The following is a 17,409-nucleotide window of genomic DNA, read 5'->3' on the forward strand; positions in this document are numbered from 1 at the left end:
GTGCCCCGGACAGTCCCCGGGCTCCCGCCGTCGGAAGGAAGGCCCATGTCCGTACGCGATCGCCGAGGCGCGGTCCAGCCCGCGCTCGTTCTCGACAGAACCGCCGCGCGGCCCCGCGCCGTCGTCCTGCTGCTGCACGGCGGGCGCGAGGCGGGCGTGGAGCCGCCGGCCCGGCTGAGTCTGCCGGGCGCCCGGATGTGGCCGTTCACCCGTGCGGTGCTACGGGCCACCGACGGATACGACGTGGTGGTGGGCCGGGTGCGCTATCGCTGCCGAGGCTGGAACGGCAGCCGGGCCGACGCGGCGCGCGACACCCGCCGGGCGCTCGATGAGCTGGAGCCCCTGGTCGGCCCGGTTCCCGTCGTTCTCGTGGGGCACTCGATGGGAGGCCGTGCGGCCCTGGCCGCCGCCGGGCATGAGCTGGTCAGCGGGGTGGTGGGGCTCGCGCCGTGGTGCCCGCCCGGTGAACCGGTGGCACAGCTGACGGGCTGCCGCACCGTGCTGCTGCACGGCGACCGTGACCGGGTCACGGATCCGCGCGGCAGCGTCGAGCTGGCCGCCCGCGCCCGTGCGGCGGGCGCCGAGGCCTGTGCCGTACTGCTGCCCGGCGGTGATCACGCGATGCTGCGCCGCCCGCGCACCTGGCACACGCTGGCCACCCACTCGGTCACCGCTCTGCTGGGCATGGAGCCCTTCCCGGGCCCCGTGCGCCATGCCTTCCCGGAGCCGGCCGACGACGGCACGGACCCGGTTCAGAGCGTGTAGACGCGTCGCGCGGTCTCCCGGAAGACCGCGCCGCGCTCGTCCTCGCTCAGTCCGTCGGTCAGGGCCCGGGCCGCGTCGAGGACCTCGCCGTATGCGGCGGCCAGCAGGCACACCGGCCAGTCGGAGCCGAACATCAGCCGTTCGGGCCCGAAGGCGTCGAGGACCGTATCGGCGTACGGACGCAGCCCCTCGGCCGTCCAGGAGTCCCAGGCGGCCTCGGTGACCATCCCGGAGAGCTTGCAGACGGTGTTCGGCCGTGCGGCCAGCTCCCTGACCAGGCTCGCCCATGGCTCTGTCGCGCCTCCGGCGATCGGCGGCTTGCCGAGATGGTCGAGGACGAAGGTGAGTCCGGGCACCAGTTCGGCGGCCTTCACGGCCGCGGGCAGCTGATGCTCCAGGATCACCAGGTCGTAGACGAGCCCGGCGGCGGCGACGGCGGCCAGCCCGCGACGTACGTCCGGGCGCAGCAGCCACTCCGGGTCGGGCTCGCCCTGCACCTGATGGCGTATCCCGACCAGCCGGTCGCCGCCGGGCAGCTCGCGCAGCGCGGCGAGGGTGTCCGCGACCCCGGGCGCGGTGAGATCGGTCCAGCCGACGACACCCGCGACGAGATCGCTGCCGTCGGCGGCGGCAAGGAATTCGGGGGTCTCCTCGGGGACCCCGATGGTCTGAACAAGGACGGTGGCGGACACCTGTGCGGTCCGGGTCTCGGCGGAGAGATCCGCGAGGGTGAAGTTCCGGCGGATGGGAGCCATCGCGGGTCCGGTGATCCAGTCCTGGTCACGTACGGACAGGTCCCAGATGTGGTGGTGGGCGTCGATCACGCCGGGCGGTGTCATGGCAGCTCCCAGACGACGGGCAGACCGGCGTCGGCGCCGGCCGCGGAGTAGTCGTGCACGACATCGAGCAGCTCGGCCATCCGGGCCTGCCAGGCCACATTGACCGGAAGCCGGTCCAGCTCGGCGAGCAGACGCGGGTAGTCCTCGCACTCCAGCAGATGGAAGAGATCGGTACCGCTGCGCCAGATCGTCCAGGAGGTGGCGCCCGCGGCCCGGATCGCGGCGGTGAGTTCGGCGGGCACCTCGCGGTGCGCCGCCTCGTACTCCCCGATCCGGTCGGCACGCACCCGGGTGTGCAGGGCGACCCTCATGACAGCGCTCCGTCCTCGGCCGGCGGTCCCTCGGCCGGCCGTTCGGTCAGCAGTCCTTCCGCGCGCAGTTCGGCCCACAGGTCTTCGGGGACGGTACGGTCGGCCAGTTCGGCCGCGTCACGTACCTCCGCCGCGGAACGGGCACCGACCAGCACACTGGCGACAGCGGGATGGCGCAGGGGGTAGTGCAGGGCGGCGGCGCGCAGCGGCACTCCGTACCGCCGGGTGACGGCGTCCATCCGCAGGGCCCGGTCGAGCAGTTCGGGCGGGGCGGCGGTGTAGTCGTATGTCGCGCCTGGGCGCGGGTCGGCGAGCAGCCCGGAGTTGAAGACCCCGCCGACGACCACGCTCCTGCCACGCGCGACGGCCTCGGGCAGCAGCTCGGTGAACGCCGACTGGTCGAGCAGGGTGAAGCGGCCGGCGCACAGGACGACATCGGCGTCGGTGTCACGGAGGAACCGGGTGAGCATCGCAGTCTGGTTCATCCCGGCGCCGATCGCCCCGACGACCCCTTCGGCGCGCAGCCGCTCCAGCGCCGGATACGCCTGCTGGAATGCCTCTTCCCCGTGGTCGTCGGGGTCGTGCAGATAGACGATGTCGATACGGTCGGTCCCCAGCCGCCGGAGACTGTCCTCGATGGAGCGGCGTACCCCGTCCCCGCTGAAGTCCCAGACACGGCGGTGCGTGGCGGGTACGGCGAAGCCATGGGCGAGATCGTCACCGACGGGTCCGCCGTCGGATACGGGGACGAGCAGCCGGCCCGCCTTGGTGGAGAGGGTGTACGCGGCGCGCGGCCGGTCGCGCAGCGCCTCGCCGAGCCGCCGCTCGGAGAGCCCGAGGCCGTAGTGCGGCGCGGTGTCGAAGTAGCGGATGCCCGCGTCCCAGGCGGCGTCCACCGCCGCGGCGGCCTGCTCGGGTCCGACGGGGGTGTAGAGATTGCCGATCCCGGCCGCCCCGAAGGAGAGTCCGGTCACCCCGACCGTTCCCTGTCCGAGCGTGGTGTGCCGCATACCGCTGCCGCCTCCCGATGTCGCCGCCGCCGACCGCCCCCGGGCGAGGGTGGTCACCATGCCGATCACGATGAATATTCATCGGATGACTGGACGCGTCAACACCCATGAAGCAGCTATCTGTACGGACTTCGCCGTCAGCTGTCCGATCTCTCGGGTTTCCGGGGGCTCTTCATGGCCAAGGATCCTCCGGCGGGGGCCGCCCGGTCGGAGTCGCCGGAGCGGTTCCGGCCGCTCGGATCGGCGACCCGGAGCAGTTCCCGCAGCTCCTCGGTCATCCCGCGCGCCAGCCGGTCGAGGTCCGGTACGGCCTTGCCGTCGGCGACCAGCCCCACATGCACCTGCCCGCCGTAGGTGGACAGCGCCACCGCGAGGGACTGTCCGCGGGCGAGCGGTGCCATCGGATACACCTCGCGCAGGGGGCAGCCGCCGAGCGAGAGCGTCGAGCGCGGCAGCGGGACGCTCGTCACCAGGATGTCGAAGAGCATCCTGGCCGCGCTGCCGGCGAGCGGCGCCCCGAGCCGGTGGGCGAGCGGCGGCAGTTGGTCCGCGAGGACGGCCACCGCGCCGGCGCCGCGGGAGGGCCCGTCGGACTTGTTGCGGTCCATGCCCCGGCGTACGGCGGCGAGCCTGGCCCTGGGGTCGGCCTCGGCGACCGGCAGAGCGAGAAGATAGGCGGAGAGCCTGTTGCCGGAGCCGGGCGGACTGCCCGGTCTGCGCCGGGAGACCGGCACGAGCGCGCGCGGCGCGGCGACGGGCAGCGGCTCGCCCCGTTCGAGCATCCAGCGGCGCAGCGCGCCGGCCACGGTCGCGAGGAGGACATCGTTGGCCGTGCCGCCCGCGGCCCGGCGGATCCGCTGGACATCCTCCAGATCGAGCAGGGCGGTGGCCAGCCGCCGTGTCCCGCTGGATCCGGCGGAGAGCGCGGGCATACCGCGCGGGTCGAGCCGGCTCGCCCGTACGACCGAGGCGCCGATACCGACGGCCCGGCCCAGCTCCTCGATCCGGCCTCTGGCCAGTCCGGCCACCTGCCAGGGGCCGGGCAGCCAGGACCGGGGCGGCACCGGGCGCGCCCGGCGGCCACCGGCCGCCCGCGCGTCGGCGATCTGGTCGAAGATTCCGGCGCCGATGGCGACGGCGCGGATGCCGTCGGCCAGCGCGTGGTGCAGCTTCACCAGGACGGCGAACGGCCGGCCGCCGCTTACCGCATCCCCGGTCCCGCCCCGGCCACCGCCCTCCGCCGTCAGGACATACATCTCCCAGGGCGGGATGCCGCGTTCGAGCGGACGTTCCATCAGCTCGCCCGCCAGCCGCGCCGCCTCCGTCGCGAACTCCCCCTCGGGCAGCGGCAACCGCCGCACATGACGGCGTACGTCGAACTCCTTGTGCACCGCCCACGCCGCGCCGCCGACCGGCAGCCAGACGTCCCGTACCCGCATCCTGAGCCGGGGGATGGCGGCGGCGCGCGCGGCGAGCAGTTCCAGCACGCCCGCTCCGCCGGCCGTGCCGGGTGCCGCGGTGAAGACCGCGAGCGCGCCGAGGTGCATGGGATGGTCGGCGGATTCGAGATGCCAGAAGGCCAGATCGAGAGGTGCCAGCAGCTCGGTGGTCAAGGGAACCCCAGGTCTTGGAGGCAGGAACGGCGACGGGCAGAGCCAATCGCCCTTGTTCGGTTACGGTCAAGTACGATCAAGACACCTACAGTTAACGACGAAAAACGTTCAACGTGACGGTCGGTTCGGCACGATGAACTCGCACCACACGCACTTGCCGCAGCCACGCGACTCCACGCCCCACTCGTCCGCCAGCGCTTCCACGAGCTGGAGTCCGCGCCCGGAGACCCCTGAGTACCCGGCGTCCCGACGGTGGGGCAGGGCGCTCGAATCGTCCTCGACCTCGACCCGCATCCGTCGCTCCGCCCCGGACAGCACCCGTACGGTCACGACGGCCCCGCCCGCGGTGTGCATCAGCGCGTTGGTGATCAGCTCATCGGCGGCCAGTTCGATCTCGTCGGAACGCCCCCTGGCCCCCCAGGCGGCCACCGCCGCGCGGATCATATGCCGGGCGGTGCTCAGCCCCTCCGGGTCGCCCTGCACGACCCGCTGCTGGAGCCGGCCGCCGGAGCGCGGGGCGCGCGCGCCGCCGCGGCGCAGCAGCAGCACGGCGACATCGTCCTCGCCGCCGCGCGCGTCGACCACCTCACAGAGCCGGTCGGCCAGCCGCTGGAGATCGCGCGGACCGTCCCGTACCAGCGCGGCCAGCAGTTGCAGCCCGTCGTCCAGATCGGCGCCCGGCTGCTCGACCAGGCCGTCGGTGTAGAGCAACAGGGTCTGGCCGGGGTCCAGTTCGATCGTCTCCACCGGGTAGTCGAGCCGTCCGAAGGCCGCGGAGAGCCCGAGCGGCATCCCGCCGGGCACCGGCAGTCTGCGACAGCTGCCGTCGGTGTCCCTGATCAGCGGATCGACATGGCCGGCCCGGACCAGCTGGACCACTCCGGTGGCCAGGTCGGCCTCCGCGTAGGTGCAGGTCGCGAAGCGGTCCGTGTCCAGTTCATGGAGGAAGACCGAGGCCCGCGCCATCACCGTGGCCGGTGCGTGCCCCTCGGCCGCGTACGCGCGCAGCACGATGCGCAGCTGTCCCATCACGGCGGCCGCGTGGGTGTCATGGCCCTGTACGTCGCCGATGACCGCCCCGACCCGGCCGCCGGGCAGCGGGATCACGTCGTACCAGTCGCCGCCGATGTCCCGGCCGAGCCGGGCCGAGCGGTAGCGGACCGCGATCTCGGCGCCCGGCACGGCGGGGATCCGGCGGGGCAGCATCGCCTGCTGGAGCCCCTCGGCCAGATCGTGTTCCTGCTCGAAGAGGACGGCGCGCTGGAGACTCTGCGCGATGCTGCTGCCGAGCGCGACCAGCAGATTGCGGTCCTCGGCGGTGAAGCCGCTCTTCTCCTGGTAGAGCAGCCCGAGGGCACCGATGGGCCGCGCCTGGGCGATCAGCGGCAGATAGGCGGCGGCGTTGATGCCCAGCCCGCTGATGTGCGGCCACAGGACGGGGTAGCGCTCGGCGAACTCCTCGGCGGACTCGATGAAGCGCGGGACGAGCGTCCGTACCACCTCGCTCATCGGGTACTGCTCATCGGTGCGGGTGACCCGCGTCCCCTGTACGTAGGAGCCCTCGGGGCCCTCGGCGACCAGATGGATGCGCCCCGCCTCCATCAGCCCCATGACCAGACTGCTGGCCCCGAGGTGTGCCAGGCCGCGGGAGTCCTTCAGTACGTCGATGACGTCCTGGACGGTCCTGGCGTGGGCGAGCGCGGCGGCCGTGCCCTCGACGACGCTCGTCCGCACCCGGCGCACCGCGCTCAGTTCGAGTCGCGCGGCCGAGTCCGCGAGTTCCTGGGAGGCGTCGCGGACGATGCCGATGACGCGGTAGGGACGGCCCGCCGGGTCACGGCGGATGGCGCCCTGGGTGTGCGTCCAGCCCAGGTTTCCGTCCCGCCGCCGGATACGGAGGTACGCGCCATAGGTGACATTGCCGTCTCGCAGCGCCCGGTCCACCACCTCCTTCAGCCGGCTGCTCTCGCTCGGCGACACCCGCGCCTCCAGGCTGCTCAGCCGGCCGTCGTACTCGTCGGGGCGCAGATCCAGGACCGCGAGCGCGGGGGCGTCGAGATGCAGGAGCCCGCTGTCGAGGTGCCAGTCGAAGGTCCCCATCCGGTTGAGGGACAGACTGATGCGTGGAGGGGCGGGCCAGTCGGCGGGGAGCGCCAGGGGACCCGCTTCCCGTTCAACCATGGAGACACTCTGTCATCATTTGTCGGATTCTTCGAGCGGTCCTGTCAGCCTCGGGCCCTCCCGTCAGCCCGCGAACGCATCGGGGCCGATCAGCTCGACGCCGGCCTCCGGGCCGTCCGGCAACGGGGCGGACAACTCGTCGCCGGGGACCACCGCGGGGTCGTCAGGACCCGTCAGAATGTCCTCGTCGGACAACGGGACATCGCCATCGCCCGCGCCGCGCGGCCCGGGCTCCACCGGCCCGTCGGGCGGGACCACTCCGTCGTCCTCGATGAGCGGCGCGTCCCCCCGCTGGTCGGGCACACCCCGGCCCCGGTCCGGGGTGGACCTGCCCTGCTGGGAATCCCCGGACCCCGACCCCATGCCCGCGGGGACCTCGGGCAGTCCTGACCCCGGCAGCTTCACCGCGTCCGGGTCCGTGATGTCGGCCTCCGGCCCGTACCGCGGCGGCACCTGGGGCGGCTTGTCCCGCCGGCCTCCGGTACCGATCTGCCGTTCGATCCAGCTGTTGGCGGCGAGATCGACGATGACCAGGCTGGTGATGGCCTCGGGGGTACGGGTGATGACGACGACCCGGTCGGGCAGATAGCCCTTCCACTTCTCGCCTCTGTAGCGCACGGAACCTTTGGCCGCGATCGGCGGGCGCAGCGGGCTGCCGTCGGCGCAGCGCACCCTGGGCACACCCCTGTTGTCCACCATGACGGCGGTGCCCGCCTGCAGTACGGACTGGAAGGCGGCGGCGGACCCGTCGCGGTAGCCGTGGTTCGTCACCCGGATGTCGGGCCGCAGCACCACGGGGGTCAGTCCACGCAGGAAGTCCGGGACGGACGCCTGGGTGACCCCCGCTCCCTCGGCGAACGCGCGGGCCTTCGCCCGGTCCTGGGTGAGGAGACGGGTCTGCCGCTCCACCTCACAACTCGCGACGGCGGTGCCGCCGTAGAGTCCCGGCGTGGAGCCCGGCAGGGCGCGCGGTGCCCGTACGGTCCCGCTCGCTCCGCCCTGGGCGTCCGACGACGGGGGCCGGACCGCCGGACTGGTCACGGAATCAGGGCTCACGGTGGACCGGGTGAACGGATCGGGTCCCCGGTCGGCGGCCGGTTGGAGCAGGAGCTCCTCGGCGCTCACCATGTCCTCGCCACCCTCGTCCCCGCCACAGCCGGCCGTGATCAGAATCCCCGCGGACAGCACGGCGAGCGTGACATACCGACGACGGTGGGGTGAGCGCACCAGAATCTCCCGACTCTTCCTCCATGGATGTCCCCTTATGTCTGCCGGAACTCTCTCCACCCCGCAAGCGGGAAAGGGGAGGACGGACCTGGGGCTCGCACACGTTCAGGCGGGGGATACACGCCCGTCGCGGTACGTGGGCATGGTGAAGTCGGAGGGGTGGCGTGGGATATAGGTGCTGGTCAGCCGTATCGCGACGGCCGGTACGCCGACGATCGTCCGCGCTGTGGGGCGGTCACCGGGGCAGCCGCGCGACGCGACCGGGACCGGTCTGCCCGCACTACGCCGCCGGTGGCCGGGGCGGGGGAGTCCGGGGCATGGTGTCGCCAGGGGTGTCATGCGTCGTCCCGCACCCCGACCGGCGCGGGATACGGGACGTACGGCGATCCGTCGGTCGATCCGGTGGGTCAGTCGATCCCGGGCAGGATGTGCGGCTCCGCGAGGTCGTCCTCGTAGCCGGCGAGTCTGATCGGAGCCGACCTGGCCCATACTTCGAGATTTCCGAGCTTCTTGTCGGGCCGGCGGTTCCGTTCCACGTACTCCGCCGGACGCTGCTCGTGCTTCGTGAGGTCTGGTGTCACCGCGCACTCCTCTGTGTCGCGCAACTCTGGGACAGGACACGTTTCCGTCGCGGTGGCGCCTTTGTCGGACGGGACCGCGGCCCTGGTAGTGGGCCTGTCCCAGCACAGCCCTGGGGATGGTGTATCCCCTGCTTGGCCGTCCGTTCGCACCAGCGTAACCATATGAGCGTCAACCCGCTCGATAGGGCTCGCATTCGAGTGAAATTCCGGCCACTCGGCCCATGACCAGTGGGCCGGTGGCCGCCTGACGGGTGATGAGCCCGTCGGCCGCCCGGCGGCGGCTACCAGTTGGCGGGCGCGTAGTCCTTGAGGAAGCAGCCGTACAGATCCTCGCCACTCTCGCCCCGCACGATCGGGTCGTACACCCGGGCCGCGCCGTCGATCAGGTCCAGCGGGGCGTGGAAGCCCTCGTCGGCCAGGCGCATCTTGTCCGGATGCGGGCGCTCGTCGGTGATCCAACCCGTGTCGACGGCGGTCATCAGGATGCCGTCGCTCTCGAACATCTCCTGGGCGCTGGTTCGGGTCAGCATGTTCAGGGCCGCCTTCGCCATGTTGGTGTGCGGATGACCCGCGCCCTTGTAACCACGGCTGAAGACTCCCTCCATCGCGGAGACGTTCACCACGTAGGCACGGGCCGCCTCGGCCGCCGCCATCGCCGGACGCAGCCTGCTGATCAGGATGAAGGGCGCGGTGGAATTGCACAACTGGACTTCGAGCAGCTCGACCGCGTCGACCTCGGAGACGGTCTGCACCCAGCTGTTGGTGTCGTGCAGGTCGGGCACCAGTCCCCCGGCGTCGATCGCCGTGCCCGCCTCGATCCTGGCGAGCGTGGCGGAGCCGCCGACCAGCGCGAGTCCGGTGACATCGGAGGCGCTCAGCGCCTCGGCGCCGGCGGCGGGCAGTACGGCCTGAGCACCGCTGCCGAACGCCCCGATCACCTGGGAGGCGGGGAGTTCACCCGCGGGCAGCGGCGCGGACTCGGCGGCCAGCAGCTCGCTGTACGCCTGCGGGGAGCGGCGCACCGTCTGTGCGGCGTTGTTGATCAGAATGTCCAGCGGGCCTTCGGCGGCGACGGCGTCGGCGAGGGCGACGACCTGCGCGGGGTCCCGTAGATCGATACCGACGATCTTGAGGCGGTGGATCCACTCGTCACTGTCCGGCATCGCCTTGAAGCGGCGGATCGCGTCGCCCGGGAAGCGGGTGGTGATGGTGGTGTGGGCGCCGTCGCGCAGCAGTCGCAGCGCGATATACATGCCGATCTTCGCCCGGCCGCCGGTGAGCAGTGCGCGCCGTCCGGTGAGGTCCGTACGGGCGTCACGGCGGGCGCGGTTCTCGGCGGCGCACGGCCGGCAGAGCTGGTGGTAGAAGGCGTCGACCTCGGTGTAGCGGGTCTTGCAGATGTAGCAGGAGCGGGGGCGCTGGAGTATGCCCGCGATCTCACCGCCGGCCGAGGAGGAGGGCAGCAAACCCTGGGTCTCGTCGTCGATGCGCTCGGCGGAGCCGGTGGCGGTGGCTTCGGTGACGGCCTTGTCGTGGGCGGTCTTGGCGGCCCTGCGCTCCTGGCGGCGGCGCTGCTTGACGGTCCGGTAGATCCCGGCGGTGGCGCGCCGGACCGCGATCGCGTCGGGGTGGTCGACGTCCAGCTTGTCGAGTTCGTCGAGTACCGCCAGACAGACGGCCATGCGCTCGGGGTCGATGCCGGGACCGTACTCCTGGCTCTCGGCGTACACCGGGCTCTCGGCATACGGCCGGCTGTCGCCGTACGCCGGGCTGTCCTCTGTCACCGTCATCGCTGCTGCCGTTCCTCGATCACTCGTACACCGGGGTCACTCGTACGCCGGAGTCCCAGATGGGGCTTTTCTTGGCCTTTGCGGCCATCCCTGCAGGTCAGGAGCATACCGACGCGCCGGGGGCCAACAAAATCCCACTATCTTAGCCGGTCGCGGCCCCGGCCCCGACGCTCCGGGACTCACCGGCCGGGACCCGGACCCCGAGGAACCTCGTCGTGCCGCGCAGCCGGAAGCCGAGCGACTCGTACAGCCGGATGGCGTTCGTATTGGACGCCGCCGCGTGCAGGAACGGCCGCTCACCGCGGGCCTTGATGGAGTCGGCGACCGCGAGGACGAGGCGGGCCGCCAGCCCCTGGCCCCGGAACGCCGGGTCGGTGCAGACGGCGCTGATCTCCACCCAGCCCGGGGGATGCAGCCGCTCCCCCGCCATCGCCACCAGCGCCCCTTCGCGGCGGATACCGAGATACGTGCCCATCTCGATCGTGCGCGCCAGGAACGGCCCCGGTCTGGTGCGCTCGACCAGGTCGAGGATCTCCGGTACGTCGGTGGGAGACAGGGGTACGGCTTCCTCGTCCGGAACGGTCCTGACGTCGGTGCCGACGAGCTGCACTCCGTCGGCGCTGAAGGTGACCTCCCAGTCGTCGGGCGGCGGAACGCGATAGCCGGCGAGCGCCAGGGATCCCCCGGGGCCCGCGAGCGCGGCGGCGTCGGCCCAGTCCGCGGCGTCGGGGGCGTCGGGCAGCGCCAGCCACGGCGAGACATCGGGCGGATAGCGCAGCAGCCGGCCGCGCCGCTCGGCGAAGTGCGCGTGCGGTCCGGTGAGCGAGGCCAGCGTGGGATGGTCCAGCGGATGGCCCGGCACGGCCGGGGGCGGCTCCGGCGTACGAGACGAGGACGGCTCCTGCGTACGGGACGAGGACGGGCGGGGCGCGGGCGGGCGCGACAGGGAACCGGGCGTGCCGCTCATGCGCCGACCTCGATCACGATCTTCCCCTGGACATGCCCCGCCTCGACCGCGCGCAGCGCCTCGTCCGCGCGCTCCAGCGGGAAGGTCCGGGTCACGAACGGCCGCATCGCTCCGCTGACCACGAGCTTCGCGATCTCATCGAGGACCGCGGCGGTCCGCTGCCGTACGACCACCGCGCCGCCCAGCTGGGGAACGGTCGCCTTGTCCGCCACGCTGAACAGTTTCGTACGGTCCACGAGCAGCTCGGCCGCGTCCCGGAGGGTGTCGCCGCCGACGAGATCGAGGACCGCGTCGACACCGTCGGGCGCCGCGGCCCGTACCCGCGCGGGGAGGTCGGGTCCCGGCGGGACATGGACCGCGCCCAGGGACTCGACGAACTCCTTCTTGCCCTCGCTCGCGGTGCCGATGACCCGCAGGCCGGAGTCGCGCGCGAGCTGTACGGCGGCCACGCCCACTCCCCCGCCGGCGCCGGTGATCAGCAGCGTGGCGCCGGGCGGCAGATCGGCCTGGCGCACGGCGTCGTACGCGGTCGCCGCCGCGACCGGCAGTACGGCCGCGTCCGTGAACGACAGCGCGTCCGGCTTGTGCGCGGTGATCCCGACCGGCAGCAGGGTGTACTCCGCGTATCCGCCGGTGAGGGTGGAGCCGAAGACCGCGTCGCCGACGGCGAAGCCCTCGACGTCCGGGCCGATCTCCTCGATCACACCAGCGGCCTCGCTGCCCAGCGTCTCGGGCAGCGAGGCGGGCGCGGAACCGGGCCGGCGGTAACCCCCGCGCAGCTTCCAGTCGACGGGGTTCACACCCGCGGCGCGCACGGCCACCAGCAGCTGGCCGGGGCCGGGGCTCGGCGTCGGCCGGTCGACGAAGGACTCCACCTCCGGACCGCCGTGCCGGGTGAAGACATACGCCTTGGACGTGGCCTTGGGCATCGGGGCTCCTCGCTCTGACCGGTGGCTTCCGTTGCCGACCTGGCACCATCGGGCGCGGCAACAGCAGATTCAAGGTGGATCACCGGCCAGCCTATTCCCGAGGTCACACAGCGTTCATATGCCCCCGTGTTCATACGGCCCGGCACGCACGAGCCCGCGCGTGCCCGAGTCCGCGCGTGCCCGAGCCCCGGCCCGCCCCGGATGCGGGCGGGCCGGGGCCGTGGGCGGATCAGGAGGTGGCGCACTCCATCGACGCCGGGTCGGAGGCATCACGGATCAGCGCGTCGTGCGCCGCCTTGAGCCGCTCGACATCGGGCTTCATCACCTTGCGGTCGTAGGTGAGCAGTCCGTTGAGCTCGCCCTCCACATCGGTGATCTGGGTAAAGACCGCGCCATTGCTCCCCTGACAGGCAAGCTTGCGGACATTGCCGAGCTGGGCCAGATACTCGTCGGTGTACGCGGCCTGGTCGACACCTACATAGGTGTGCTGCACCGGCCAGGCGTGGCCGGGCACCGCGAGCCCGAGTCCGCCGTACTCCCCGCTGACCAACGCCCGTTTCCCGTCGGGCGCGGGCAGTTGCGGGGTCGGATAGCCATGGGCGTCGGCGATATCGCCATTGCCGCCGTCGACCGCGCCGCAGCAGTTGACCCCGCTCATGTTGTTGACCAGCCGGGACGGGTCCCACGCCGTGGCCTGGTCGGCGATCCGCGCCTGGTCGTACTGGCCCCAGCCCTCGTTGAAGGTGACCCACATGACCACCGAGGGGCTGCTGCTGTGCTGGTCGATCATCTTCTTCATCTCGTGCTCGTACTGGGCACGGGACGCGGCGTTCGGAGTGATGGTGTTCATCGCCGGCATGTCCTGCCAGACGAGCAGCCCGAGCCGGTCCGCCCAGTAGAACCACCGGTCGGGCTCGACCTTGATGTGCTTGCGTACGGAGTTGTAGCCGAGCTTCTTGTGCATTCTGAGGTCGTACGCGAGCGCCTCGTCGGTCGGCGCGGTGTGCAGCCCGTCGGGCCAGAAGCCCTGGTCGAGCGTGGCCATCAGGAAGGTCGGCTTGCCGTTGAGCACCGTACGCGGCACGCCGTCGACCTTCTCGACCGTGAGGGAGCGCATCCCGAAGTAACTGCCGACCCGGTCCTTACCCGCCGTCACCTCCAGCCGGTAGAGATGGGGATCGTCCGGCGACCACAGGCGCGGGTCGCGGACCGGCACGTTCAGTGTGCTTCCGGTGCGGCCCTTGACCGTGCCGACCTTGCGCTTGCCGTCGTACGCGGTGGCCGTGACCGGCACACCGTCCCGTATCCCGCGCACCTCGACGGCGAGCTTCTCGCCCGCCACATCGGGGGTGAGCCCGAGCGAGCCGACATGGTCGGCCGCCACCGGTTCCATCCAGACGGTCTGCCAGATCCCGGAGGAGGGGGTGTACCAGATGCCGCTCGGGTCCAGCCGCTGCTTGCCCATGGGCGGGTTCTCGCCGTCCGCGGCGTCCGTCGGGTCATAGACGCCGACGATCAGCTCCTGGGTGCGGCCGGGCTTGAGTGCATCGGTCACATCGGCGCTGAACCGGTCGTAGCCGCCCTTGTGCTCGGTCACCTTCGTGCCGTTGACGTATACCTCGGCCTGCCAGTCGACGGCGTCGAAGTTGAGGTTCAGCCGCTTGTCCTGGCCTATCCGCCAGTTCGGCGGCACGGTGAAGGTACGGCGGTACCACATCCGGTCCTCGTGCCGTTCGATCCCGGAGAGCTGCGACTCCACGGGGTACGGGACGAGGATCCGCTCGCGCAGTGTGGTGCCGACCGGCGGGCGCTCGCCCTTCTCGGCGGCGGCGAACTGCCACTGTCCGTTGAGGTTCTGCCAGGAGTCACGGGTCAGCTGCGGCCGGGGGTACTCGGGCAGCGCGTTCCCGGGGCGTACCTCCTTGGCCCAGGGGGTGGAGAGCTGGTACTCCGAGGTGTTGGGCCCGCTGCTCCAGAAGGCCGCGACCGGCTTGCCCTGCTGGGCGGCGAGACCGCCCGCGCCGTCATAGCGCAGATCTGCGGAGCCGCCCTTGCCGACGACCGGTTCCTTCAGGGTGACCAGCAGCCGTCGGGCGTCCTGGGGATCGCTCCGCACGCTCCCCAGCGGCCATGCGGCGCCACCGATGATCGCGCTGAGATGGGAGGCGAGACCGGCGGGCGGGGCGGCGAGCTTCTGGACGAAGTCGAGCCGCAGGGTGCGGCCGTCCGGCAGTACGGTGGCGGCGGTGGCGCCGTCGTACGCGAAACCGTCGGGCAGCCGGAACGCGGACTGGGGCACCGGTCGCTTGCCGCCGCCGGGCTCGGTCCACCTCAGGTGGAGGTTGGAGCCTCCGGAGTGCTCGAAGTACTCCACCTTGATGTCGTAGGCCCGGTCCGCGGTGAGATCGACGGGCGGGGAGGTCTGCTCCTTGTCCCAGTCGTCGACCCAGTGGTCGATGGTGAGCCGGCCGTCGATCCAGAGCCGGAATCCGTTGTCGCCGGTCATCGAGAAGGTGTGCGCGCCGGTGGTGGCCGGCACGATCTTCCCTGTCCAGCGCACGCTGACGTCGTCGGCCTGCCCGGTGGCGGCCGCCAGCCGCGGTTCCAGATTGGCGAAGTCGATGGTCGGGTCGAACGCGGTGGCCTTGAGTTCATGGAAGTCGAAGGCTCCGGGGGCGGACTGGGTGTAGTACTCCCCCTTGAGCCCGTGGGCCTCGACCGTGTCGTCGGCAGCCGAGGCCGCCGGGACCGCGGCGAGTCCCGCGAAGCCCAGAACGACGGCGAGCAAGAGGGCCAGTTTTCTTCGGATGCGCACATGTCCTCCACTGAGGTAGCGGCTCGTCGTGGGACTCTGTACAACGTTGGAAGGAACGGCAGTTGGCATGACAGCATGCCGTTCCGCCCGCTGTCCAGGGTCAGGACAGAGCACGGCCGGTTCCGTACGCATCGATCTACGCGCAGGCGCTCGACCGTGGCCGGTGGTCGCAGGCCGGAGCCGCTACGAAGGGCAGCGTGGCCGCCCCCGGCGTCGCGAGCCCCCAGCGTCGCGAGCCCCGAGCCGAGCGAGGCCGTGGCGCCTTCCGGCATCCGGTCAGGCAGAGCGCCGCGCGGACGCGAGAAGCTCCTCGTACACCGCGTACGTACGGCGGGCCACCTGGTCCCAGCCGAACTCCCGCACCGTGCGCCGCCGCCCCGCCGTTCCCATCCGGGCCGCCGACTCCGGGTCGTCGAGCACACGGTTGAGCGCTTCGGTGAGACCGGACTCGAAGGCTTCCGGGTGGCGTTCGTCGTACGGCACGAGCAGGCCCGTACCCCCGTCGTCCACGACTTCGGGGATTGCGCCCACCGCCGACGCGACCACGGCCGTGCCGCACGCCATCGCCTCCAGATGGACGATGCCGAGCGGCTCGTACACCGAGGGGCAGGCGAACACCGCCGCGTGGGTGAGGAGTTGGATCACCTCGGGACGCGGCAGCGTCTCCGGGATCCAGAACACCCCGTCGCGGGTCCGCCCCAGCTCCTCGACCAGCTCATGGAACTCGGCGCCGATCTCGGGGGTGTCCGGGGCGCCCGCGCACAGCACCAGCTGGGCGCCGGGGTCGAGGGCGCGGGCCGCGCGCAGCAGATGCGGGACGCCCTTCCGGCGGGTGATACGGCCGACGAAGAGCACGAAAGGGCGGTCGCGGTCGATACCGATCCGGTCCAGTACGGCGGTCCCGGGGTCCGGACGGTAGAGCCGGGTGTCGATGCCGTTGTGGACGACCCGCACCCTGTCCGGGTCGAGCGAGGGATAGCGGGCGAGGATGTCGTCACGCATGCCCCGGGAGACGGCGATGACGGCGTCCGCGCCCTCGACGGCCGTACGCTCGGCCCAGCTGGAGAGGGCGTGACCACCGCCGAGCCGCTCGGCCTTCCAGGGGCGCAGCGGCTCAAGGGAGTGGGCGGTCATCACATGCGGAATGTCGTACAGCAGCTTGGCGACATGGCCGGCGAGATGGGCGTACCAGGTGTGGGAGTGGACCAGTTCGCGGCCCTCCAGGGCGGCGGCCATCGCCAGATCCACCGAGAAGGCGCGCAGCGCGTCATGGGCTCCGTCGAGTCCGGGTGCGGCCCGGTGGCGCGTACCACCCCGGGCGCGGGGTCCTCGTCGCCGTCGCCCCAGCAGTGCACTTCCAGCTCGGTCAGGGAGCGCAACTCCCGTGCCAGGAACTCCACATGGACGCCGGCATCGCCGTAGACGTCCGGCGGATACTCGCGGGTGAGCAGCCCGAGTCTCACGCCATCCCCCGTTCTCGCCCCGGCGATCGCAGCCCTGTCATGGTCACCCGGAAACCGTTGGCGTGGAAGACCGCCGCGGTGGCCGGTCGAAGACGCAGTCCCCGCACAGTCCGCCCGACGGGCACCGGTAATAGAGACAGCAGCTGCGCCGGCGGAACGATCCGGCCACGGTACCGCCCGTGGCGCGCAGGTCCGGGTGTGCGAACAGTTCGGCCGCCAGCGCCCCGGCCCGTTCCGCCACCTCAGGTCGCCCGTTTCCCTCTCCCCAGACGGTCAGTTCCCGTACGGCTCCGGCCAGCGCGGAACCCGCGTTTCCCCACAGCAGCCGGGGCGAGATCCGGCCATCGCGCCGCAGGGCCTCGCCGAGCGGGACGAGATGGCCGTACTGCACCACCTCGCGCACGGCCCCGGCGGTGCCGGGCAGCGCGCGCGGACCGGTCAGCACGAGGTCGTCCGGTGAGGTCCGCGCCGGATCCCAGTGGAGCCGGCGCGGGTCCAGATCGGGGACCACGTCCGCGAGTACGGCGCTGCCGAGCGCGATCGACCAGAGCCGGGCCGCGAGGCCGAGCTGTGCCACGGACGCGCCGATCCTGCGCTCGGGTGCGCGCAGCCGGGCCGCGACCCTGTCGACGCGGGCCGTCAGCGGGGCGAGGTCGCCCGCGTACACCCGGGCCAGCGGGACCTGACCGGCGGCGGGTGTTCCCGTACGCAGGGCGAAGAACCCGCCCACGGCTGCGACCCGCGCCAGGACGGGCGCCAGGTCCACCGGCCCGATCGGGCCGGTACCGTCCACCCGTTCCGTGCCGTCCACCCGGTCCGTACCGTCCCCTCGGTCCATCCCGTCCACCCCATCCAAAGGACTACATCCAGCCTCACTGTGTACTACGACGGCAGTACGCCGAAATGACCTCTCCAGGA

General features: G+C 72.0%; 13 protein-coding genes and 1 pseudogene. 1 reads left to right on the forward strand and 13 read right to left on the reverse strand.

Going from position 1 to position 17,409, the window contains the following annotated elements; translation table 11 throughout:
* Positions 1 to 45: 45 nt before the first annotated feature.
* The gene (locus tag AB0M67_RS15680) at positions 46 to 765 is read left to right on the forward strand and encodes an alpha/beta fold hydrolase (RefSeq protein WP_365745906.1); all 720 of its coding nucleotides are present in this window, start codon (positions 46 to 48) and stop codon (positions 763 to 765) included.
* On the opposite strand, the gene AB0M67_RS15685 is transcribed toward AB0M67_RS15680, so the two are convergent.
* The 13 genes and pseudogenes from AB0M67_RS15685 to AB0M67_RS15745 all read right to left on the reverse strand — a co-directional run bounded on the left by AB0M67_RS15685 (position 753) and on the right by AB0M67_RS15745 (position 17,329).
* Positions 753 to 1,604 (reverse strand): amidohydrolase family protein, encoded by an 852-nt coding sequence (locus tag AB0M67_RS15685; RefSeq protein WP_365745907.1) that lies wholly within the window; start codon positions 1,602 to 1,604, stop codon positions 753 to 755. The two genes, AB0M67_RS15680 and AB0M67_RS15685, sit on opposite strands and share 13 nt — an antisense overlap.
* Complete coding sequence (locus AB0M67_RS15690; protein WP_365745908.1) at positions 1,601 to 1,915, reverse strand: L-rhamnose mutarotase; 315 nt, start codon at positions 1,913 to 1,915, stop codon at positions 1,601 to 1,603. Before AB0M67_RS15690 ends, AB0M67_RS15685 begins: the two co-directional genes overlap by 4 nt.
* Entirely contained in the window at positions 1,912 to 2,925 is a 1,014-nt protein-coding gene (locus AB0M67_RS15695; protein WP_365746080.1) for an aldo/keto reductase, read from the reverse strand. Before AB0M67_RS15695 ends, AB0M67_RS15690 begins: the two co-directional genes overlap by 4 nt.
* A gap of 137 nt (positions 2,926 to 3,062) precedes the next feature.
* Positions 3,063 to 4,538, reverse strand: coding sequence for a wax ester/triacylglycerol synthase family O-acyltransferase (locus AB0M67_RS15700; protein WP_365745909.1), 1,476 nt, complete (start codon positions 4,536 to 4,538; stop codon positions 3,063 to 3,065).
* Positions 4,539 to 4,646: 108 nt separating this feature from the next.
* Positions 4,647 to 6,719 (reverse strand): SpoIIE family protein phosphatase, encoded by a 2,073-nt coding sequence (locus tag AB0M67_RS15705; protein ID WP_365745910.1) that lies wholly within the window; start codon positions 6,717 to 6,719, stop codon positions 4,647 to 4,649.
* A gap of 63 nt (positions 6,720 to 6,782) precedes the next feature.
* Positions 6,783 to 7,946, reverse strand: a complete 1,164-nt coding sequence (locus tag AB0M67_RS15710; RefSeq protein WP_365745911.1) for a DUF6777 domain-containing protein — start codon at positions 7,944 to 7,946, stop codon at positions 6,783 to 6,785.
* A 407-nt stretch (positions 7,947 to 8,353) separates the two neighbouring features.
* Positions 8,354 to 8,527 carry a hypothetical protein gene (locus AB0M67_RS15715; protein WP_365745912.1) on the reverse strand — a complete coding sequence of 58 codons (174 nt, stop codon included), beginning with the start codon at positions 8,525 to 8,527 and terminating at the stop codon, positions 8,354 to 8,356.
* A gap of 281 nt (positions 8,528 to 8,808) precedes the next feature.
* On the reverse strand, positions 8,809 to 10,209 hold the full coding sequence (locus AB0M67_RS15720; RefSeq protein ID WP_365746081.1) for an SDR family NAD(P)-dependent oxidoreductase: 1,401 nt from the start codon (positions 10,207 to 10,209) through the stop codon (positions 8,809 to 8,811).
* A gap of 250 nt (positions 10,210 to 10,459) precedes the next feature.
* The gene (locus AB0M67_RS15725) at positions 10,460 to 11,284 is read right to left on the reverse strand and encodes a GNAT family N-acetyltransferase (RefSeq protein ID WP_365745913.1); all 825 of its coding nucleotides are present in this window, start codon (positions 11,282 to 11,284) and stop codon (positions 10,460 to 10,462) included.
* Positions 11,281 to 12,213, reverse strand: a complete 933-nt coding sequence (locus tag AB0M67_RS15730) for an NADP-dependent oxidoreductase (protein ID WP_365745914.1) — start codon at positions 12,211 to 12,213, stop codon at positions 11,281 to 11,283. The genes AB0M67_RS15725 and AB0M67_RS15730 overlap by 4 nt, the downstream gene beginning before the upstream one ends.
* A gap of 229 nt (positions 12,214 to 12,442) precedes the next feature.
* Entirely contained in the window at positions 12,443 to 15,028 is a 2,586-nt protein-coding gene (locus AB0M67_RS15735; RefSeq protein ID WP_365745915.1) for a PA14 domain-containing protein, read from the reverse strand.
* Between the two features lie 276 nt (positions 15,029 to 15,304).
* Positions 15,305 to 16,393, reverse strand: a pseudogene (glgA, locus tag AB0M67_RS15740) (glycogen synthase); the annotation flags it as partial.
* A gap of 141 nt (positions 16,394 to 16,534) precedes the next feature.
* Positions 16,535 to 17,329, reverse strand: a complete 795-nt coding sequence (locus AB0M67_RS15745) for a (2Fe-2S)-binding protein (protein WP_365745916.1) — start codon at positions 17,327 to 17,329, stop codon at positions 16,535 to 16,537.
* Between the last annotated feature and the right edge of the window lie 80 nt (positions 17,330 to 17,409).

The organism is Streptomyces sp. NPDC051662 (assembly GCF_040681655.1).
GTDB lineage: Bacteria > Actinomycetota > Actinomycetes > Streptomycetales > Streptomycetaceae > Streptomyces.